Origin of the sequence: Chryseobacterium ginsenosidimutans, assembly GCF_024807225.1 — a bacterium.
Classification (GTDB): Bacteria; Bacteroidota; Bacteroidia; order Flavobacteriales; family Weeksellaceae; genus Chryseobacterium; species Chryseobacterium ginsenosidimutans.
Map to the genome: position 1 here is coordinate 2,252,313 of NZ_JANUCO010000001.1, position 21,552 is coordinate 2,273,864.

15 protein-coding genes are annotated in these 21,552 nt (G+C 35.9%); 7 read left to right on the plus strand and 8 right to left on the minus strand.

Annotated features, from left to right (window positions below; all coding sequences use genetic code 11):
- Positions 1-68 precede the first annotated feature (68 nt).
- Complete coding sequence (locus J3D55_RS10695; RefSeq protein WP_259130979.1) at positions 69-1,733, minus strand: nitronate monooxygenase; 1,665 nt, start codon at positions 1,731-1,733, stop codon at positions 69-71.
- Positions 1,734-2,384: 651 nt separating this feature from the next.
- Between J3D55_RS10695 and J3D55_RS10700 the strand changes: the two genes are divergently transcribed.
- From J3D55_RS10700 to J3D55_RS10715, 4 genes are all read left to right on the plus strand, one after another.
- Positions 2,385-3,800, plus strand: a complete 1,416-nt coding sequence (locus J3D55_RS10700) for an aldehyde dehydrogenase family protein (protein WP_259130980.1) — start codon at positions 2,385-2,387, stop codon at positions 3,798-3,800.
- A gap of 12 nt (positions 3,801-3,812) precedes the next feature.
- Positions 3,813-4,673 (plus strand): helix-turn-helix domain-containing protein, encoded by an 861-nt coding sequence (locus tag J3D55_RS10705; RefSeq protein WP_259130982.1) that lies wholly within the window; start codon positions 3,813-3,815, stop codon positions 4,671-4,673.
- Between the two features lie 389 nt (positions 4,674-5,062).
- Positions 5,063-5,893, plus strand: a complete 831-nt coding sequence (locus J3D55_RS10710) for an alpha/beta fold hydrolase (protein ID WP_259130983.1) — start codon at positions 5,063-5,065, stop codon at positions 5,891-5,893.
- 236 nt (positions 5,894-6,129) lie between these two features.
- Positions 6,130-6,918, plus strand: coding sequence for an SDR family oxidoreductase (locus tag J3D55_RS10715; RefSeq protein WP_259130984.1), 789 nt, complete (start codon positions 6,130-6,132; stop codon positions 6,916-6,918).
- Positions 6,919-6,970: 52 nt separating this feature from the next.
- On the opposite strand, the gene J3D55_RS10720 is transcribed toward J3D55_RS10715, so the two are convergent.
- The gene (locus tag J3D55_RS10720) at positions 6,971-7,660 is read right to left on the minus strand and encodes a DUF6261 family protein (RefSeq protein ID WP_259130985.1); all 690 of its coding nucleotides are present in this window, start codon (positions 7,658-7,660) and stop codon (positions 6,971-6,973) included.
- A gap of 348 nt (positions 7,661-8,008) precedes the next feature.
- On the opposite strand from J3D55_RS10720, the gene J3D55_RS10725 reads away from it, so the two are divergent.
- A complete protein-coding gene (locus J3D55_RS10725; RefSeq protein ID WP_259130986.1) occupies positions 8,009-8,560 on the plus strand; it encodes an REP-associated tyrosine transposase in 552 nt (183 codons plus the stop codon).
- Between the two features lie 293 nt (positions 8,561-8,853).
- On the opposite strand, the gene J3D55_RS10730 is transcribed toward J3D55_RS10725, so the two are convergent.
- From J3D55_RS10730 to J3D55_RS10750, 5 genes are all read right to left on the minus strand, one after another.
- Complete coding sequence (locus J3D55_RS10730) at positions 8,854-10,275, minus strand: sugar MFS transporter (protein ID WP_259130987.1); 1,422 nt, start codon at positions 10,273-10,275, stop codon at positions 8,854-8,856.
- Positions 10,276-10,553: 278 nt separating this feature from the next.
- Entirely contained in the window at positions 10,554-13,013 is a 2,460-nt protein-coding gene (locus J3D55_RS10735; RefSeq protein WP_259130988.1) for a glycoside hydrolase family 3 C-terminal domain-containing protein, read from the minus strand.
- Between the two features lie 477 nt (positions 13,014-13,490).
- Positions 13,491-14,369, minus strand: a complete 879-nt coding sequence (locus J3D55_RS10740; RefSeq protein WP_259130989.1) for an alpha/beta hydrolase — start codon at positions 14,367-14,369, stop codon at positions 13,491-13,493.
- 392 nt (positions 14,370-14,761) lie between these two features.
- Positions 14,762-17,062, minus strand: coding sequence for a glycoside hydrolase family 3 protein (locus tag J3D55_RS10745; protein ID WP_259130990.1), 2,301 nt, complete (start codon positions 17,060-17,062; stop codon positions 14,762-14,764).
- Positions 17,063-17,072: 10 nt separating this feature from the next.
- Positions 17,073-19,337 (minus strand): TonB-dependent receptor, encoded by a 2,265-nt coding sequence (locus tag J3D55_RS10750; protein ID WP_259130991.1) that lies wholly within the window; start codon positions 19,335-19,337, stop codon positions 17,073-17,075.
- 608 nt (positions 19,338-19,945) lie between these two features.
- On the opposite strand from J3D55_RS10750, the gene J3D55_RS10755 reads away from it, so the two are divergent.
- Both J3D55_RS10755 and J3D55_RS10760 read left to right on the plus strand, forming a co-directional pair.
- Complete coding sequence (locus J3D55_RS10755; RefSeq protein ID WP_259130992.1) at positions 19,946-20,695, plus strand: NUDIX hydrolase; 750 nt, start codon at positions 19,946-19,948, stop codon at positions 20,693-20,695.
- A gap of 7 nt (positions 20,696-20,702) precedes the next feature.
- Positions 20,703-21,164: an NUDIX hydrolase gene (locus J3D55_RS10760; RefSeq protein WP_259130993.1), complete on the plus strand. Its 462-nt coding sequence runs from the start codon at positions 20,703-20,705 to the stop codon at positions 21,162-21,164.
- Between the two features lie 8 nt (positions 21,165-21,172).
- Here J3D55_RS10760 and J3D55_RS10765 read toward each other — a convergent pair whose 3' ends face one another.
- On the minus strand, positions 21,173-21,403 hold the full coding sequence (locus tag J3D55_RS10765; RefSeq protein WP_259130994.1) for a hypothetical protein: 231 nt from the start codon (positions 21,401-21,403) through the stop codon (positions 21,173-21,175).
- Positions 21,404-21,552: the final 149 nt, after the last annotated feature.

The following is a 21,552-nucleotide window of genomic DNA, read 5'->3' on the forward strand; positions in this document are numbered from 1 at the left end:
CCCCTTTTGCAGCAATTCTTAAACGACCTACATTTAACTTTTCTAATTTCTCCCAGACTTCTTTTTTATCAGTTTCCAGCTTCTAAGAGTTTTGCTTTTTCTGTATTAAAATGTTGAGCAAACGCAGTGTCTAAGCAACGAGTTTCGTGTCCAGGTGCGGTTTCCAATAAAACGGTTTCCTTTGCCTGCATCGCCTGCAATTGGAATTCGTCCTGAATCGCTCCACAAGCAACTGCTTCTTCTGTGTACAGATAGGCAGTTCCCATTAATACACCCACTTTTACGCCTCTCGCAGCTAACGGAGCTGCCATAATAGAAACAAAAGCTGTTGAAAAATCATTGTGAATTCCTCCTGCGAAAAATACACTGATGTTTTCAGGGTGATCTTCTTTTAAGATACGCTCAATCTGTTTTTCCCAAAGAACCATACTTGAAAGCGGACCAACATGGCCTCCACATTCGCGTCCTTCAAATATGAAGTTTGTAGCGCCTTCTTTTAAGAAAATGTCTAACAGAGCAGGAGAAGGAACGTGAAGGAACGTTTTAATTCCTGCTTTTTCAAATATTTTTGCCTGTGCAGGTCTTCCTCCGGCAATTAAAACTACGGGAGGTTTAGCTTCCAGAATGTAAGATGTTTGTTCTTCTCTAAGTTCTTGAGGTGCAAATCCTAAGATACCCACTCCCCATGTTTTTTCACCGGCGAGTTTTTTAGTTTCCATTACTAAAGCTTTAGCTTGTTCACCTTTCAATAAAGATAAAGCGATAAAAGGTAAAGCTCCGGCTTCTGCTACAGCATTGGCGAACGAAGGAACATCACTCACTCGAGTCATTGGTCCTTGTGCAATCGGGTATTTTAAATTAAGGTCTTTTGCTAAAATATTATTTTCATCGATTACCTGAAGTGCTTTTGCCTGTTTCAGGTGACCGTACATTGCTTCTTTGAAACCGAAAATTAATTTTTTCAACGTTTTGAAATCCTCATACAGATCAACCGCTAAAGAAATATCCTGTCCCATAGGAATATAGCTCTTGCTGATGTCTAGATCGTTAAAATATTGTTTAAGATCTTCAGCATTTACATTTTCCGGCAACGCTGGAGAATTTGGTCTTACCAATACACGGTGATTGGCTATGATTTTGGTTTCTGTTCCATTTAATTTTGAGCATACGCTTTTTATGTCTTGAGGAACAGAGCTTTCAGGGAATAAAGCAAGCTGACTGTCTAATACAATTCCTGTTGCTCCCAGTGATTTTGCAGCAGCAGCAGTATGAAGTCCGATTCCTCCTTGTACCCAAACAGGAATGTCTTGGATTTCTTTAATGACACGTTGAAACAGTATAAATGTCGATTCGTAACCGACTAATCCACCGGCTTCGTTTCCTTTTATAATAATGCCTTCCGCTCCTGATTGCTGAGCTTTTCTGGCTTCTTCTAAACTGCTTACCTGATAAATAACAGGCAGATCTGAAGAAATAGTAATAGGAGTGCCGAAAGAAACGATAGCGAATTTTACTTTTTGCGGTATTCGAAGTGATGCGAGTTTTTCGTCTGAAAAATATATTCCAAACGAAGGTATGTCTGTCTGTTCAAGCTGATTCAATGCTTCTTGAGCAGTAGATAAATCAATCCCTAAGCTTAAGATGGGAAATGCGTCCGCCTGATGCAATTTTAGCATAAGGTTGACATCCGGTTTTTCAAAAGGAGTTACTCCAAAAATGGTCAAGTTTTTCATTACATTCATATATTTAGTAATAGCTGGAAATTCATAAAAAATGTTAAATTCTCTACAAGGGGATTTAAATTAATTATGGCGGGACAAAAATAATTATAATTATTGTATTTTCAAAAATAAATATGTTTTTTTAATTATTTTTTATTAAAAACAATTATACATTAATTTATTGTTAAAAATAAGTAAACTGTATCTTATTTTTAAAAACAAGTTGGTACAATGTTGAGGATTATAATTATAAATGTTTATAATTAAGTAATGTCTAAGCAAATATATAAATAAAAATAAAATACTTCAATAATATGAGATTTATTTTTCAATATTAAAAAATGATAATATGATGATGAAATCATGAAATCTTAAAAAAATAATTATGTTAATTTAAGAAATACAGGTGGAATATTTTATGATAATAAATGTAACCTGTTGGCATTATAGGATATATAGAAAAAATTCTATAGCGAGTAATTTTAACACCAATAGTTATTGTCAATATCTTCTATGCAAAACATAATATGATTAAGCAATAATTTTATTTTATATTTTTTTTAATTCTTATATAATTGAGCTTTTCTGCAAAGTAATATTGAGCTTTTTTACAAAGTAAAGTGTTTCTAACGATGCTACCTTTGTTGTATTAAAATTAAAGAAATGAAAAAAGTAAATAAAATTTACATCAACGGCGAGTTTGTAACGCCAAACGGAACAGAAATTTTTAACCTGATTAATCCAGCCAACAATATAAAGATTGGTGAAGTGACTCTTGCTGATGAAATCGATACCCGAAAAGCCATCGCAGCAGCAAAACAAGCATTCAAAACACTCTCTAAAACGACTGTTTCAGAACGTATCCAATACTTAGAACAACTAAAAAATGCGGTTTTGAAAAGAGAGCAGGATCTCACCAATATTATGATTGAAGAATATGGAGGAACGCATCAGTTTGTAACGTTAAGCAACAAACACACAGTAAGTTGGTTCGACAGTATGAAAGAAGTGCTTCAAAATTTTGAATTTGAAAAAAACATCAATTCTTCCATCGTAATATTGCAACCTGTCGGAGTTGTAGGAATCATCACACCTTGGAATGCAAGTAACAGCTCAATTTGTAGCAAAGTTGCCGCAGCCATTTCTGCAGGATGTACTGTCGTTATAAAGCCTAGCGAAATGAGCAGTCTGCAAACACAGGTTTTAATGGAAGCTTTTCATGAGGCGGGTCTACCGAATGGAGTGATTAATTTTGTGACAGGTTTAGGAAATGTCGTAGGAACAGAATTAACCAATAATCCTGATGTTGCCAAAATTTCTTTCACAGGTTCTACAGCCGTAGGAAAATTAATTGCTAAAAATGCTGTCGAAACTATGAAACGTGTAACATTAGAATTAGGCGGAAAGTCTCCAAATGTCATTTTAGACGATGCAGATTTAGAAAAAGCAATCCCCACAGCAATTTACGGAGCTTTCATGAATAGTGGACAAGCCTGTATTGCACCAACAAGACTTTTGGTTCCGGAACATAAATTAGAAGAAGTGAACGCAATGGCAAAGTCGATTGCAGAAAAAATCGTGGTCGGATTACCGGGAAATGAAGATACAAATATAGGTCCGATGGTAAGTGTGAAGCAGTTTGAGAGAGTTCAGAGCTATATAAAATTAGGGTTGGAAGAAGGTGCTACTTTATTAATTGGAGGAGAAGGAAAGCCGAAAGGTCTGGAAGCAGGAAATTTTGTAAAAGCCACCATTTTTACCAATGTAAAAAATAATATGCGTATTGCTCAGGAAGAGATTTTCGGTCCTGTGATATCTATTATTTCTTACAAAACAGAAGAAGAAGCGATTGAAATTGCGAATGATACTCCGTATGGTTTGGCTGCTTATGTAAGTTCGGGAGATTACGATCGTGCACTTAGTGTAGCGTCGCAGATTGATGCGGGAAGAATTTGTATCAACGGTTTCAGTCATGATCCGATGGTTCCGTTTGGAGGCTTCAAACAATCCGGAATCGGAAGAGAATATGGTGCTTACGGATTGCAGGCTTATCTTGAACCGAAAGCCATTCTGAAATAATAATTTGTAAATTTGATAAAAGCGTTGTCGCCACAGACGACGCTTTATATTTCTATCGCTATGAGTAAAGAAACATCAGATATTGTCTATTCCTGCTATCATGAGCTCAGCAGAAAAGGGGAGAATTTTGTTCCCGTGCATGCGCTTTCGTATCAGTTGTCGGGAAGTTTTGTTTTGGAAGACGGCAAAGAAAAATACAGGGCAGAACCGGGAGATTTTAATTTAATAAGAAAAAATCAGCTTGTAAAGTTTGTAAAATTACCTCCTGAAAATGGTGTTTTTGAAAGCATGAATATTTATTTAAGTGAAGAAAACTTACACAATTTTGCTAAAGAATATAACCTTTCTGCAGATCATTTTGTGGCTGTAAAACCTCTCGTTCCGGTAGAAATGAATGTTTTGCTTCAAAACTATATCACTTCTTTACAAACTATTGTTGAGAGTAATCATTTGAGTAACAAACCTCTTATTGATTTAAAAATAAAGGAATTGCTGCTGATTTTATTACAAGTTCAGCCTGAATTAAAAAACATTCTTTTCGATTTTTCAGAACCTCATAAAATTGATCTTGAAGCTTTTATGAGCCAAAATTATCGGTATAATGTCAATTTAGACCGCTTTGCCTATCTTACGGGAAGAAGCCTTGCAACATTTAAACGTGATTTTGAAAAGGTTTTTCATACTTCGCCCCACAAATGGATTTTACAAAAACGATTAAATGAAGCCCATTTTCTCATCAAAGAAAGAGAAAAATCTGCATCAGATGTTTACGTTGATCTTGGTTTTGAAGACCTTTCTCATTTTTCATATACTTTTAAAAAACAGTTTGGCTACAGTCCCACAAGAATTAAAAAGGATGAAAAAGTGGAATAATTTAATATTTTTCTGAATGAGTAATCTGTGTAATAATAAACAGTTATGATTAAATTTTTATTGTTTTAAGTGATTTAAAATTTATAACTTTATAATTAAGAATTTGTTTGAACTTTATTTTTACCACAAAAGAGGCAAAAGATTAACACGTTAGTTTTTAAGGTTCATCATTAAACTGTAAATAAGAGCACAATAGCTTTTAAAAATCTTTGATTTTTTCTTTTATACACTTTTGTTTTCTCAATAAATAAAATGGTATGCAATCAATAATAGCTTTTGTCTCTTTTGCGGTTAAGTTTTTATTATTTTAAACATCTTATTAAATAAATTATTAAGAAATAATGTCTTAGATCATTTAAATAAAAAACTAATCCCAAAACTCAAAAACAATGGATACAGCATTAACAGCAGAAACTCAATTTGCAGAAATCGACAACAACAAAATTGCCTATCGAAAATTCGGAGACGGAGCGCCCTTATTTTTTGTCAACAGATTCAGAGGAATTATGGATACTTGGGATCCTTTATTTTTAGATTATCTTTCAGACAGACATATGGTTATCCTTTTTGATTATCCGGGGATCGGAAGCTCAGAAGGAGAGCTGCCTTTGGATATTGTGGATGTCGCAAAAGTGGTTCCTCAACTTGCAGATTATTTAGGAATAGACAATTTTAATGTTTTGGGATGGTCTTATGGCGGATTGGTTGCTCAGGCGGTGACTTTCCAAAATCAAGACCGTGTTTTGAAAACAATTTTAATAGGTACAAATCCTCCTGGAGAAAATGAAATCCCTATCGAACCCGTATTTTTTGAACATGCCCTGAAACCTGTGAACGATTTGGAGGATGAATATTACCTGTTTTTCGAGCCTTCATCAGCAAGAAGCCGACAAAAAGCCAAAGATTCCCACGACAGAATAGGACAGCGACTTAATAGTGATCTCATTCCTTCTACCCCCGAAGTTTTTCAAAGATATATTACAGGATCGGGAACAATGAGAGAAGATAAACTTAATTTCCGTGAAGGTTATAAGACTTTAAAGTCTCCTGTTTTGGTTATTTCCGGAGATCACGATATTAGTTTTGCTACAGAAAACTGGTTTCCATTATTGAGAAATGCGCCAACAATGCAGCATATTATATTAAACGACACAGGACACGGCCCTCAACATGAACATCCTGAATTAACAGCACGTTATATCAATGTTTTCTTAGGGTAAATTTTAAAATATCTTATTGAACTTGTTTAAATATGTTTAAATTTTTAATGAATGTCCATAGTTAGTAATATTTTAGTTTTCAACGGTTTGTTTGTTATTCCGTAGGAATCTCAACAGGCTGAAAATAAGGAAGTTTAGATTCCTACGGAATGACAAAATGAATGCTGATTTTAGCGTTATAATTAAAAACGGACATTCATTTAGTTTAAACAAGTTTATCATTAAAAATAAAATTCATGAATATTCAACTAAATTCAAAAAATGCTTTGGTAGGCGCTGCAACACAGGGAATAGGAGCGGGAATCGCCACAGAACTGGCAAAATGCGGAGCGAATGTCACGATAATGGCTCGAAATGAAGAGAAATTGAAAAATTTCATAGCTTCTCTGCCCGTTTTGCATGAAAATCAGAAACATCAGTATTTGGTCGCTGATTTTTCAGATTTTGAAAACTATAAAAAAATCATCACTGAATATTTCAAAGATAATACGGTAGATATTCTTGTCAATAATACAAACGGTCCCGATCCGGGAATGGCTTTGGATAAAGGTGTTGAAGATTATCAGAAAGCTTTTGATCTTCTTTTTAAAACGGTTTGCGAAACGACAACTTTGGCTTTGCCTTATATGATCGGACAAAATAACGGACGCATCATCAATGTTTCGTCCTTATCTGTGAAAGAGCCGATCGCTAATCTTGCGCTTTCAAACTCTATTCGTTCGGCGGTAATTGCATGGTCGAAAACGCTTTCCATTGAAGTTGCAAAACATAATGTAACGATTAATAATATTCTCACAGGATATTTTGATACCGAAAGAATTAAAAATTTAATCAGTCATGAAGCTAAACAAAGTGACAGATCGGAAGAAGAAATTAAAAAGGGCAGAGAAGACAAAATCCCAATGAAAAGACTGGGGAAACCTGAAGAATACGGTCATCTGGTTTCTTTTCTGGCATCTGAATACGCTTCCTACATTACAGGAACAAGCATTCCTCTCGATGGTGGTTTGAATAATACATATTAAAAAAAAGAGGTTAATTATTAACCTCTTTTTTAATTTATAAACCTTTTCTCTTTTAGTTTTTCTTGATTTCAGAAGTAGAATTTTCCCCTGCTTTTGTTAACTCATTTATATCAAAATATAGAGACTGCCAATCTGGAACATCCTTCATGGCGGTGATAAGAGTAAGGAAAGATTTCAATGTTTTCTCCAGATCTTTACGAATTACAGAGGCGCTTTTCATCTGTCGAAGGTCTGCGTTAGCTTCTGCCTGTTCTGCAAATAGAGTTTCAAAAGCATTGTGTTTGCTTTTCATTTCACTGAAAGCCGTATGAAGAGAAAGCCCCATTAATTTTTGTATATTCTCATTGGTTTGCAGAGTTTCAATCAGCTTTTTCATCTGTGCGCTCTGTGAAGAATAGCTCATGCGATCGAGATCAAGACCATGAATTTTGAAAATGTGATACAGATCTTCCGCATACTGATGATTGGGTAGTGAGCTCATTTTTCTGTAGCTGTTCAGATAAGATTTTAAATTTGTAAAAGCGATGTCTCTGTCTCTGTCTGCGCTGTTTACATCTCGTCCTTTTCCGCTAAAAGTAGGTTTTGTATAGACGGCATCGTAGTCTTCGTACATGCTTTTTACTTCATTAATAAGGGGATGGTTACTAATGACAGGATAATTTCCCGATGCTGAAGTATTGATGAGCCTTTGTGCTAAAGTCGCCAAGTCTTTTGTACTTAGCCTTGATAGGGTGATTTTCATAAATCAACGGTGCTTATGATAATAAATTTTTTCTGATCTAAAGATATCATTTTTTATTTATTCCGAAACATTATGTTTGAGTTAAAAGGAGCTTGTGATTGAATAGAAACAGCCTGTTTGAACTCACCTGATTTTTTGTTTGAATTAAAACAGATTGTTTTGATTGAAAGTATTTTTTGTTTTGGCTGAAACATGGTGCGGGAATTAAAATGGAAAGTTGTTTGGTCTGAAATAGGATAGGTTGAAAAATCAACGCTAGCGCGAGCTTCCAGCTCGTGTCTTATAAAAAACTCAAAGAATCCATAAACTTTATACCATTTGTTGTATTTTTATTTTAAACAAAACACAATGAGTAGAAAATATAAATTTCACGAAAAAGACTGTGCTTATTTTATAAGTTTTGCAACTGTTTTTTGGATAGACGTGTTTACCAGACTTGAATATTTTGACATCATTATCAGTTCTTTAGATTATTGCAGAAAAAATAAAGGAATGATCATCTTTGGTTATTGTATTATGCCCAGTCATATCCATTTGATATTTCGATCCGATGATGGCAAGCCTTCAGAATTAATAAGAGATTTTAAAGGTTTCACCTCTAGACAAATGCTGAAAGCTATTCAGGAAAATAATCAGGAAAGCAGAAAAGAATGGCTGCTCTGGATGTTTAAAAAAGCAGGAAGTAAGAATTCTAACGTTAAAGAGTATCAGTTTTGGCAACAACATAACAATCCGATAGAAATATGGTCGTTAAAAGTATTTGAACAAAAACTAAATTATGTCCATCAAAATCCTGTTGAAAGTGGTTTTGTAATCGAACCTTGGGAATGGAAATATAGTAGTGCCAGAAATTATTGTGATGATTATGATGGAGTTTTAAAGATTGATGTTAATCTGTGAACTTAATGTAATTATTCTATTGTTAAGTTTTATTGCTAGCGTGAGCTTCCAGCTCGTGTTTATATTATTAAATATTCAACAAAAAACCTGCTCAACGACAGGTTTTATATTTAAAAAATCAAATGCTAATGTCAAAATGGGGTACGAGCTGGAAGCTCGCACCAGCGTAAGATTCATACATCCATTTAATATATAATTCTATTGCTAGCGCGAGCTTCTAGCTCGTGCTTACATCATAAATATTCAACAAAAAAACCTGCCCAAAAGCAGGTTTTAATATATAAAAAAAGATCTTAATGTCCCGATTTCGCATCACCATCCTGTTTCACATGACTTAAATATTTAGTACAATACGCACCAAAAATCAAAATCAAGATATAACAGAATACAGGAATAATAAAGGAATGCTGAACGCCAAACTGATCAGCCAAATATCCCTGAAAAATAGGAACAATCGCGCCTCCCAAAATCGCCATCACCACCAAAGACGAACCTTGACTGGTGTATTTTCCTAATCCCGAAATCGCCAATGTATAAATATTAGAGAACATAATAGAATTGAAAATTCCGATTCCTAGAATGCTGTACATAGCCAGTTCGCCGTGATTCAACATCGCTGAAATCAATAACACAACATTGACTCCTGCAAAGATTGATAACGTTCTTGCCGGAGCAGATTTTCCGATAAAAAAGGCAATGAAATTCAGAGCGATAAATACCAAAAAGAAACTGATCTGCGCAAATGTAAGATCAACAATACTGAAAATCACAAGAAAAACAGCAGTTGCCGCTCCTAACATATACAATGCTTTTTTGCCTTGACTAATGGAATGATTCAATGAAATAGCTCCAAGAAAACGCCCGATCATCGCACCTCCCCAATATAAAGAAAGGTAATTTTTACTCACCACTTCGGATAAATTCATCACCTGAGGTTGCTCTAGGAAGCTGATAATGAAACTTCCTACCGCGACTTCTCCACCTACATAACAGAACATGGCAAGAACTCCAAATTTCAGATGGTTATGTTGCAACGCTCCGAAACCTTTTACGATTTCTTCCCCTTTTACCTGAAAATCAGGGAGCTTAACTCTTGAAATTAATAGGGCAACCAATAATAAAATTCCAGCAAAAATCAAATAAGGAATTTTTGTAGCGGCAGCACTGAAAGAACCGTCAGATGCAGAGAATAATTCAAAAATCAAATGTCCGCCCAAAACCGGAGCGATCGTTGTTCCGAAGGCGTTGAAAGCCTGTGTCATATTCAATCGGCTGGATGCGGAATCTTCCGGTCCAAGTAGAGAAACATAGGCATTTGCAGTGATTTGCAAGACTGTAAACCCTAATCCCAGAATAAATAATGCTCCCAAAAACAAACCATAAGATGAAAATGTTGCAGCCGGATAGAATAAAACGCAACCTAATGCGGCAAGGAAAATCCCAAAAAGAATTCCTTTTTTGTAACCGACTTTATCGATCGGATCTCCACTCGATGTGGACACCAGAAAATAGATAAGCGAACCTATAAAATAAGCTCCAAAGAAACAGAATTGTACCAACATTGATTCAAAAAATGTCAGTTTGAAAAGCTGTTTCAGATAGGGGATCAGAATGTCATTCATACAGGTGATGAATCCCCACATAAAAAATAAAAGTGTAATGGTAATCAGCGGAACGGTATAGTTCCTTTTCGATTGTACTTCATTATTGATCATATACATCTAATTTAAAAAGAGGCTAAAGATAGCCCCTTTTGTTTATAATATCTTAATTTGAGACAATAAATTTATCATTTACTTATCATATTTTTATCGCAAAGAAAAACAAAGGGATTGTGTCTTTTGAAACTTTTTTAAGAGAAGCAAAACCACTATGTTTATCAATGTAAAACGAACCTTGCAGATCCAAAATAAATGAAATGCCTTTGTATATCTTAAAATTTTGAGTAAACATCTTAAAAAACTTTGTTTGTCTTTGCGGTTGAAATATTTAATTAAGGCTTCATATCTTCAAACTTTTCATCCGCAGGAAAAACATGCTGAACTTTTTCAACCGTCAGTTCTTTCGGAACAGAAAATTCTGCTGTCTGCTTAATATCCAAAGACGATGCACCTACAGAAACTTTGTAATTTCCTGCGTCTGCAATCCAAGCTGATTTTGCGGTTACGTATGAAGCCAGATCTTTCGGATTTAAAGTCAGAGTAATAGTTTGAGATTCTCCGGGTTTCAGATCTTTTGTTTTAGCATACGCTTTTAACTCAGATTTTGGTTTGTCGATGGATTGATTAGGAGCAGAAAGATAAAGTTCTACCACTTCTTTTCCTGCGACTTTTCCTGTGTTTTTAACTTCAACACATACTTCTAATGTATTATTAAAAGTTTTTGAATTCACTTTAATATTAGAATAAGTAAAATCTGTATAAGACTTTCCATAACCGAATTCATAGGAAGGTTTCACATTGAAAGTGTTGAAATAACGATATCCCACATAAACGCCTTCTTCATACGTCACATCTTTCGGATTATCCGCAGGAATTCCTGGGAAATTTTTCGCCGATGGTGTATCAGAATATTTATTAGGGAAAGTCATCGTCAGTTTTCCGGAAGGATTTATTTTCCCTGAAACGACATCAGCAACGGAATGTCCACCTTCCTGTCCCGGTTGCCAAGCTAATAAAATCGCATCCACTTTATCTTTCCATGAAGCGGTTTCAATAACGCCACCAATGTTTAAAATCACCACCACTTTTTTCCCTTTTGCGTGGAAAGCTTTTGAGATTTTATCCAGCATTTCAATTTCTTCTGTTGCTAAATTGAAATCATTATCTACAACTCTGTCGCCGCCTTCTCCAGAATTTCTTCCCAACGTTACGAAAGCAATTTCAGAAGTTTCGGCTTTTTTGGCGATGAAAGCATCGTCCATTTTCATTTCAGGAAGTCTTTCGGGCAATGCCAAAATTCCTCTTGCTTTTCTTCTTTCTTTTTCGGTTGCAACTTCTTTTTCAGCGTGTGGTTTATACAGGTTAACCAATTCTTTGTCTAATTTGTAACCCGCTGCATTCAGACCTTCTAATAAAGAAACCGTGTGTTTATTGTTAACGCTTCCACTTCCAGTTCCACCCGTAATCCAAGCGTAAGATGTCACTCCGAATAATGAAACTTCTTTCTGTTTATCGGCAAAAGGCAACGCATTTTTATCATTTTTAAGCAAAACCATTCCTTCTGTGGCAGCACTTCTCGTTACTTCTGCATTTTGAGCCAGATTTGGTTTGTCACTGTATTTGTATTGAGCGAAAGTGGGTGTTTTAAAAACATATTCCAGAATTCTTTTTACATTGAGATTCGCTACTTCCTGAGACAATTTACCTGAATCTAATGCTGCTAAAAGAACTTTTTTCTGAGCAGGAATTCCGGGCATCAAAAGGTCGTTTCCTGCATTCATTTGTTTTACGACATCAGAAATTCCACCGTCTTTAATGGATTCAAATCCCGGGAAACCTCCGAACCAGTCGGTCATTACAATTCCTTTGAAACCCCATTCGTTTCTCAAAACCTGAGTCAATAAATCATGACTGTCGGAAGTATAAACGCCATTCACTTTATTGTAAGAAGACATTACCGTCCAAGGTTGAGATTCTTTCACGGTGATCTCAAAATTCCTAAGATATAATTCTCTCATCGCTCTTTCAGAAACGTGTGCATTAATCGTCAAACGGTTGCTTTCCTCATTATTTGCAGCGAAATGTTTGATTGAAGTTCCCACACCTTGAGACTGGATTCCGTTCACAATGGCCGCAGCAGTTTTCCCTGCAACTAAAGGATCTTCAGAATAATATTCGAAGTTTCTTCCGTTCAATGGATTTCTATGAATGTTTAAAGCGGGAGCCAATAAAACATCAACTCCATATTCTTTCACTTCATTTCCCATGGCTTTTCCAACCTGTTCCAGCAACGTTTTATTCCATGTCGAAGCCAACGCTGTCCCCACCGGAAAGGCCGTCGCATAATAGGTTTTTGAATCATTATCTCTTGTCGGAGCAATTCTCAAACCGGCAGGACCATCTGCAACAACCGTCGCAGGAATTCCGAATCTGTCGAAATTGGATGTTCCTCCCGCAGCTCCAGGAACCAAACCTTGTTTTGAATCACCGACAGGACCTGTCAATACTTCAATTCCGGGCATTCCCGTTCCGATGAGAAGATCCACTTTTTCTGCGTTCGTCATTTGTTTGATGATCGCATCGATTCTTTTATCTACCGAAAGGCGCGTGTCTTCCCAAACATCTAATTTTCCGTTTTTGTTGAGATCTTTAAATGATTTGCCGTCAACTGTTACCGTTGCATTTTTAGTTTGAGCATTCGCAAAAGGCGATGCAGCCAATAAAGCCAAGAATAATCCTGAATATTTTGCTTTCTGAGAAAGTCTGATCAATGTTGATACATTCTTCTTCATATATAGATATTTTATTATTTAATTTGAATGAATTTTTAAAACCACAAAAGGCGCAAAAGCTTGTTAATATTAATTTTAAGCATTGTTATCCGTTAAAAACTAAAATATAATTAACAGGTCACTCCTCTGGAGTTTTAATTACAAAAAACAATTATTTCCTATTGTCAGTTAGCTCCTAATGGAGCTGCATTTAGTCCCATCGCGACTTACTGTTAATAGAAAAATGTAGTTCCAAAACAAAGCTCCATCGGAGCGACCTGTTGATTTATCCTATAAACATTGAATTAGTCAAATTTTTTACAATTTTTATCGGACAACAATTTTTTTTAAGCTTAAAAACTTTGAAAATGAAAGAATACATTAGCTTAAAATCAAAGATTTTCAAAAAACTTAAATGGACTTTTCAACAGTATAATTTCACTTAAAACAACTTAAGTGTTAAAAGACTTTTGTGATTTTTATGGTTTAATTAGAATACTATAAAAACTTGTGGAACTTCAGCCAATCCAAATAAACATCCGACCATTTGTCGACAGGAAGATTCTGTTTTCCCATTCCGAAGCCGTGACCACCTTTTTCGTAGATGTGAAGTTCGGTTGGTTGTCCTGCTTCTAGCCATTTGTTGTACAACAAGACTGATTTTGGAGCTAATTTCAATTGGTCATCACTTGCAGCACAAATGAACAATGGAAGCGTAGATTTCGGAATTTCTATATCTAAAATTTCCTGACTTGGTCCACCGTAAATCGAGGCTGCAAAATTGGGTAGAGTAGAAGCATCTTTGCTGTGAAGAACGCTTTCTAAAATGACACTTGCTCCCGCAGAAAATCCGATAACGCCTAGTTTTTCAGGATTGATATTTAATTCTTTTGCATGAGTTCTGATGTAGGAAATTGCTGTTTTGATGTCTTCTCCTGCCATCACTTTGATAGGTTCAGTTTTCGCATCAAACGCTTTTCTGTCTTTGATGTTTTCCATCATTTCTTTAGCAGGGTCGTTGGATTTTGTTTCCAATAATCTGTATTTTAAAACGACTGCTGTGATTCCATTTTCTGCTAATTTTTTAGCGACATCAATTCCTTCTCTGTTGATGGATAAACTTTGAAAACCTCCACCGGGAGCGACAATGATTACTGTTCCGTTAGCTTTTGCCTTGTTGGCTTCAAAGACTAACATTGAAGGTTGAGCAACATTAAAAACCACCTCAGTTTTGAATAATTCATTGAATTGGTGAGCTTCTTTCTGCGTCCAGTTTTCTGTTCCAGGTGCTTTTCCGCTGTATAATGGAATTGATTTTTGAGCGTTGATTGTGCTTAATCCTAAAAGAAATGCACTTGTTATAATGAGTTTTTTCATTTTTATTTTTTTTGATTATTACACTGTTTTTAAGTTCACAAAGGCGTTTAACTCAGCAAAGGCTTAAATCTATATTTTGCAGTTAGTTTGTCATTCCGTAGGAATCTCGGTTTTAGTATTTCAATATCATTGCTGAGATTCCTATGGAATGACAAAAAATGCCGCTGATTTATCACTTCGAATTGCACGCAGCCCGACCTGAGTGGAGCTCTTTTTGTTATTGCGATTGACTGGTGGTTCAACTGATTAACTCAGTTTCTTCGGAATGATAAAAAAGCGGGAACGGAGGGCGGATAAAGCTGCCCAAATAATTCAGAGATTATCATGAGCTTAAAAACCGGACGATAAATGCCCGGTTTTAAGACATCAATCAATAATCAATTTATGATGAATCATTTTTTATATTTCTCTGTTCTGGCATCTTTAATCACACCAGACCAGTTCATTCCGTATCCGAAATCGTAATTGTGACCTTCGGAATCTTTGTGCGTTTCCATGTCGTAAGGAACATCTTCTTTTTGCTTTTCAACAGTCGCCATATTGGCAGGCATCTGAAGCGGAAGCAAGCCTGAAGGTTCGTATTTTCCGGTTACGATATCTACGACTGCCTGATTTGATACATTGAAATTCATCAGAATTGCATCTGCGTGTTTTTCAAATTCATTAAAAATCATTGGTTTAGAAGCAGTGATAGAAACAATTACGGGTTTTCCGTTCATTGCTTTGTAAGCGTTTTCTATGGCTAACAAATCGGTGAAGTTGGTCGCTGTAGAAGTTTTGTTTTTGAACGTTCGGTCGTGTACATTCGGTGCAACAACAGGATCTCCCGCTGCAATACTTTTTTCACGAGCTTCTGTCGCAGTGTACGTTTGGTACTGAAGAGAAATCGGCACATAACCGTTTCCGCCTTCTTTGGCGTCGATGTCGCTGTAACCACCTTCTTCACTATGAGGACTTTTTACAAAAACCAATGCGAAATCGGCTTTTGCAGGGTCGTCCGTAACGTTGAAATGCTTTTTAATTTTTTCGATATCAACAGGATATTCTAATGACGGTTCGGTGTAAATTCCCCACCAATTGAACGTTGCCGGAGAATATCTCTTCGGAATGTAAACCGTTTTTCTTTCTTTAATCGGAAGAATATTGGCTTTGTTTTTCAACATCACGATAGATTTTACCTGAGCTTCGTAACCTGCTTTCATAAATTCGGGATTTCCAACGATTTTCTTGGTTTCTTCTGCATTTACATAAGGGTTTTCAAACAATCCTGTTCTGAAGAAATTTCTCAACAAACGAACAGCAGACTGCTCAAATTTTGCGCGATACGCCTTTTCGCCGTGTTCTTTCACACCCATTTGATAGGCTTCCAAAACGGGAGCTTTGTCGTTGTTTCCTCCGAACTGGTCAACTCCTGCTTCCAACACTTTGTAATGACGCTCTGCGATTGACATTTTTTCAGTTCCCCAAGGTTTTCCGGCAAACATTCCCGGAGTTTTTCCTTCGTCTGCTGTAATCAGCCAATCGGTGCAGACAACGCCGTCGTAGCCGTATTTTCCACGTAATAAATCGGTTATTAAATATTTACTGAAACCATTTCCTACATTTTCTCCGTTTTTCGTATCCTGATTAAAACTGATGGTGTAATAAGGCATTACTGCAGAAGCTTCTTTTGTTCCGCCAGTTAATTTAAAAGCACCATCAATAAAAGGTTTTACGTGGTTTTGAAAATTATTTCCCGGATAAACTGCATATTTTCCCATCGCCCAATGACCGTCGCGACCGCCTTCTTCAGGTCCACCTCCCGGCCAGTGTTTTACCATGGCATTTACACTTTTGTTTCCCCAACCGCTTTTGGTTGCTCCTTTTCCGATGGTCGTCTGAAAACCATCAATATAACCTCTCGCCATATCTGCCGTTAATTCCGGGCTTTCGCTGAAAACGTAAGCGATTCTGTACCAACGAGGTTCTGTTCCCAAGTCGATTTGAGGAGATAAAGCCGTTGAAATTCCCAACGCTCTGTATTCCTGAGCGGCAATATTTCCGAATTTTTTAACCAATTCAGGATCGAAAGTTGCACCCATCGCCAAACCATCCGGCCAAAGAGAAATCTGTCCTCCTGCTCCTTCATTAAATTCTGCCGTAACGGTTGCCGAATGTCTAGGATCTGTACTGTTGTTGGCTGGAATTCCCAATCCCAAACCTTCGATATACGCCTGAATATTGTTGCTCCATTTGGCTGCAATTTCCGGAGATTCTACCGTTGTTACCAACACGTGACGAAGGTTGTCGTCTTTTAAGAATTTCTTTTGCTGATCTGTTAAGTCAAAAGCTTTTGCGCCGCTTTCTTTGTAGAACATTCCGTTGTATTTTCCTGCTCTGAAACCGTCTGCAGGAGCAGGAGCCGATTGATGACCGCTGTACAACATCAAACCTGCAATCTGTTCCACCGACATTTTTGAGGCTAAATCTTTTGCTCTTTCGTCAACAGAAAGTCTCCAGTCTTCGTATTTATCGAGTTTTCCGTTTTTATTTAAATCTTTAAATTTATTTCCGTCAATGGTCAGAATTTTAACTCCTGAATCAGCCGAATATCCTAAAACCGGACCTTTGGAATTGGTGACGGTCTGAATGTTTTGCGAAAATGCTGTTATTCCTAAAAATAAGGCGGCTACATTTAAAACTGTTCTTTTCATTGTTTAAATTTTAGAAATTAAAGCTTACTGAGAATTGACCTGTCAAAGGCATAATGTAAGTTCCTGTCAAGAGTTTTCCGTAGTATGGACTTGCATCGGTAATCAGTTCGGCTCCGTTGATCGTTCCGCTTGCTCCTCTCTGGTTCAGGAAGTTGATAACTGTCGCTCCAACATTGATATTCTTATTAACCGTATAAGTTACCCCACCGAAAGTTTCCCATCTTGGTGCAAAATATAAAGCATTCGTAAGGTTGGCGTATTGTTTTGAGAAATATCTGAAACTTGCCCAGAATCTAAATTTATCAACGGTATAACTCGGATCGATTTCCATCAATACTTTAGCAACACCTAAAACATTGTTATCATTATAATTGTAATCTTTTCCGAAAGCATTGAAATTAAATTTCTTATAAACCGGATTTTGGAAAGTCACCAAATAATGTAAATTAAATCCTTTGAATGGCTTCAAAACAAAATCTGTCGTCCAGCCCAATGTCTGGATATCATAATACACCGTTGTAGTTTGTGCCTGAGAAGTATTGGCGGGATTTACTAAGTTGTATCTGTTTAAGTTATTGTTCTTTTTAAGATATGTCGCCTGAGAAATTAGCTGGATATAATCTGTATTCCAGAAAATTCCCAACGCTCCCAACGGACTTTTAATTTTGGTGGTATTAGGTTCGAAAGCCTGAGAATAACTTTCCAGTCTTCTGTTTTCTTCAGTGTAAAGGAAATTTGCGATGACTCCGAAATTTTTACTGATGTTGTAAGTTGCATTCAAACTTCCTCCAATCTGATAAAAACTTTGATTGATCTGATTAAACTGACTTGCATCTGTAAAATTGAAACCTACTGTTCTCGGAGTTAAAGAATATTCTCCGTCGATGATATGATTTTTTAAATGCAAACCATAACTTAGGTTAAAATTATCTGAAACTTTCCATTCATCTGTTCCGTAAACCGAAAGTTTATTTTCTGTTCCGCTGTGGAATTCTCCACCTGCATTGTAGTTATAAAAACCATCGGAATCTGTTGTCGGTCCGATCAATCTTTGAGGTTGCGGCTCGACAGTCTGGAAGAAAAATGATCTATTAGACGTGAATTTATCGATATTATAATACTGTTCTAAAACTCCAAAAGTAACATTGTGATTTCCTAATTGTTTGTTTAAACTAAAACGTCCTGCAATATTGGTAATCGGAGTTGCCGGTGTGTGCATCGCCAACTGAGTTCCAACGGCTCCCGAATAAGGCTGCCCTGTTGAAGCAATTGTATATCCCGCAGAAGCATCAGCATTGAAAATACTTAACGGAATAATATTGGAAGATTTTGCTGTCGCAAAGTGAGCTCTTGTTGAGAATTTGAAATTCCAGCCGTTGTTTAGTAGATAATTCCCGAAAATATCGATGTTGTGAGAGGTATTTCTGTTGTCATTTCCAGCCATATTTGCCCAGTACGTTTCTCCGGAAAGAATATCTTTCATTTTGATTCTTCCGTCATTCACAACGTAAGAATCTCTACCGATTTTGAAATTGTCAAGCTCCGTTACTTTTCCGTTTTCTCCGTACTGGAAAACCGCGTAATTTCCTACGTTGTAAGAATCTGCATACTTGTATTGGATCGAAATCTTTCCTTTATCGTCTTTGAAGTATTTGGTAACACCTGCTCTGAAAATCTTTGTTTCGTCAACATTTCTCGCAAAACCAAGCTTAAAAGTACTTGGATCGTAGTTTGCAAAAGCGCCAACTGTGTACGTCCAGCCGTTTTTAGAAATCGGTCCGGAAGCATTTACATCACCTTGCAGCCAACCGAAAGTACTGGTTGTGAATTTTCCTTTTAATTTAAATTCTTTCGTTCCCGTCTGAGAATAAGAATTCACTGCAAAACCAAGGTCTCCCATTGTATTTGCTAGTTGATCCATTTTCAGAAGTCCTGTTTTTTCAAGACCTACGCTTTGTCTCCACGTTTTGTTGGGAAGTTCCGGCCAGAAAAAATACACTGCAGGTAAGTCGTTTTCAAGAATGGTAATTCCTCCGACTGTTGATGGCAAACCGATATTCACATCTCTCGGACTTGTGTTGTTGGCTGCGTTCAACATTACGTTTCTGTTGTTGTCTTCTTTGGATGAAGTTGTCACGGTTTTTACACCTTCTTCAGCTTTTGTAGCTGCTTTTACAGCGTTTTTTACGGCAAGACTGTCGGTTTCCTGTCCAAAAGCTGTAGCAAAGGAAAGTATCAATCCTAATGCTGAAATTTTTAAAGTTAGTTTTCTCATCGTACAATCAGTATAATTTCTTCTTTATAGTTTTAATTTATTGTTTATCAGTATTTTAAATATTTATTTTAATCAGAAATAAAGAAATAAAAATACCCTGCATCCAAAATTCTCATTGGATGAACTTTTGTTTAAATATCAGCACCGGATTGATAATTGTTAGCCGGCTTTCATCAGCATTTGTAGTTTGGCGGCATTTGTATTGAAGAAACGTTTAATAAAATTGGTTTCGGACAATACTTTAAGCCTTAATCGGAATGGTTTTTCTGTCATTTCCTATCAGATTTTATTGGTTATAAAATTTTTAATTCAAATAAAATCAGATCAAAAAAGCAGGTATTTTCATTGTTTCAATATGAAGCATTACAATACTACATTATCTCTTTCGATTTACCAAGAAAAATATTAATAAAAGTTAATATTGATTTTAATTAATTGATTTTCAGTTTGGTAATTTTAAATATTTTGCTTTTATTTCATTGATTCTATATGAAACAATGATAAAAGTCATTCGAAAAAATCCCCAAAAATCAATTCAAGGAACCATATTTGCACTCTCTCAAAAATTTTATCATTAAATTTGTAATTAATACATTTTCTTATAACAAATGGATTCTAAAGAATTAATTTTACAACGATCAAATGAGGCTAAAGAAATATTTATTCCTCATTTATCTGCAGATCCTGTGATTTTCGGTTTTGATCAGAACGAGCTGAAGGTTCTTCTCTTGAAAATGAATTACCGAAAACAGTGGTTTTTACCCGGCGGATACGTTCGCAAGGACGAAGATCTTGATGATGCGGTTGTAAGAATTGTAAAAGACAGAGCCGGAATTAATGATGTTTACCTTGAAGAATTCGGCGTTTTCGGAAAGAAAAACAGAAGTGAATTTTATTTTGAAGACTTCGATGAAACGCTTTTTCACAAGCAGAGATTCGTAACAATAGGATATTACGCATTGTATAATCCTGATCGTTTTAAGCTTGTTGCCGACGAATTCAGTGAAAGCTGCGAATGGATTTATCTGAGCAAACTTCCTGAGATTGAATTGGCAATGGATCATCGGGAAATTATACAAAAAGCTTTGCTTACTTTAAGAGAAAAAATATCTCATAAACCGATAGGATACAATCTTTTACCTGAAAAATTCACCCTTTCGGAATTGCAGAAATTGTATGAAATTATCCTTGGAAAAGAACTGAACCGAGGCAATTTTTACAGAAAAATAAAAAATCTGGGAATTCTGAAAAAATTAGACGAGCGAAGAATGGGCGGTGCGCACAAAGCTCCTGATCTATATTCTTTCGACGAAGAAAATTACTTAAAAGCTTTAGAAAACGGCTTAAGCAGCTGGTAAAATAATCATGAAAACAAGCGCTGGAATTCTATTATTTAAAAGAGAAAAAGAAAATATTTTTTATTTTCTCGTTCATCCGGGCGGACCTTTCTGGAAGAATAAAGACATTGGCGCATGGTCGGTTCCCAAAGGAGAAGTATCGGAAGGCGAGAGTCTTATCAACCGAGCTTTGATCGAATTCAACGAAGAAACAGGTAAAAAAGTAGACGGAGAATTTATTGAATTGAAACCCATAAAGCAAAAAGGAGGAAAAACTGTTTTTGCGTGGGCTTTGGAAGGTGATTTGGAAATGTCAGGATTTCAGAGTAATACTATTTTTATAGAATACCCTCCAAAATCAGGGAAAACCATTGAAATTCCTGAAGTTGATCGATGGGAATGGTTTGTTTCAGAAGATGCTAAAAGTAAAATAAATCCTGCACAGACAGAATTTATTGTTGAGCTTGAAGAATTGCTGAAATCAACATAATTGCTTTATTAATCAACCGTTTCTTTATTAAAACTTACCACTTCATAATTGTCATCAGAACAATAATCCTTGCAACTTTCATCATTAAAAGATTCGGGATTTTTTAAAAAGTCTTTGATAAATTTTGCACTTTCATCTGTATTTGAAGGTGTTATTATAATGTGGAAAAGCTTCAATACAGATTCATCGGCATTTTTCAGAGCGTCTTTTTTGTGGATTTTGGCTTCTTTAAAATTCATACAATCTTTTTTAATAGTTATTTAGTCTAATGAATAAATTATGCCATAAAGTATTATTCCGGTGTAATAAATCAATGAATGTAGTATTGTTTTGGGATAAATTTAATCGTAATGGCTTGATTTTAGATAGCTGTTAATTTATTAATATC

Bases quoted from the DNA above. Each gene is read 5' to 3' on its own strand.
- J3D55_RS10725 (WP_259130986.1), top strand. From the start codon at position 8,009: ATGAGTAGAAAATATAAATTTCACGAAAAAGACTGTGCTTATTTTATA.
- J3D55_RS10740 (WP_259130989.1), bottom strand. From the start codon at position 14,369: ATGAAAAAACTCATTATAACAAGTGCATTTCTTTTAGGATTAAGCACA.
- J3D55_RS10745 (WP_259130990.1), bottom strand. From the start codon at position 17,062: ATGAAAAGAACAGTTTTAAATGTAGCCGCCTTATTTTTAGGAATAACA.
- J3D55_RS10765 (WP_259130994.1), bottom strand. From the start codon at position 21,403: ATGAATTTTAAAGAAGCCAAAATCCACAAAAAAGACGCTCTGAAAAAT.
- J3D55_RS10750 (WP_259130991.1), bottom strand. From the start codon at position 19,337: ATGAGAAAACTAACTTTAAAAATTTCAGCATTAGGATTGATACTTTCC.
- J3D55_RS10695 (WP_259130979.1), bottom strand. From the start codon at position 1,733: ATGAAAAACTTGACCATTTTTGGAGTAACTCCTTTTGAAAAACCGGAT.
- J3D55_RS10730 (WP_259130987.1), bottom strand. From the start codon at position 10,275: ATGATCAATAATGAAGTACAATCGAAAAGGAACTATACCGTTCCGCTG.
- J3D55_RS10760 (WP_259130993.1), top strand. From the start codon at position 20,703: ATGAAAACAAGCGCTGGAATTCTATTATTTAAAAGAGAAAAAGAAAAT.
- J3D55_RS10755 (WP_259130992.1), top strand. From the start codon at position 19,946: ATGGATTCTAAAGAATTAATTTTACAACGATCAAATGAGGCTAAAGAA.
- J3D55_RS10710 (WP_259130983.1), top strand. From the start codon at position 5,063: ATGGATACAGCATTAACAGCAGAAACTCAATTTGCAGAAATCGACAAC.
- J3D55_RS10715 (WP_259130984.1), top strand. From the start codon at position 6,130: ATGAATATTCAACTAAATTCAAAAAATGCTTTGGTAGGCGCTGCAACA.
- J3D55_RS10720 (WP_259130985.1), bottom strand. From the start codon at position 7,660: ATGAAAATCACCCTATCAAGGCTAAGTACAAAAGACTTGGCGACTTTA.
- J3D55_RS10700 (WP_259130980.1), top strand. From the start codon at position 2,385: ATGAAAAAAGTAAATAAAATTTACATCAACGGCGAGTTTGTAACGCCA.
- J3D55_RS10735 (WP_259130988.1), bottom strand. From the start codon at position 13,013: ATGAAGAAGAATGTATCAACATTGATCAGACTTTCTCAGAAAGCAAAA.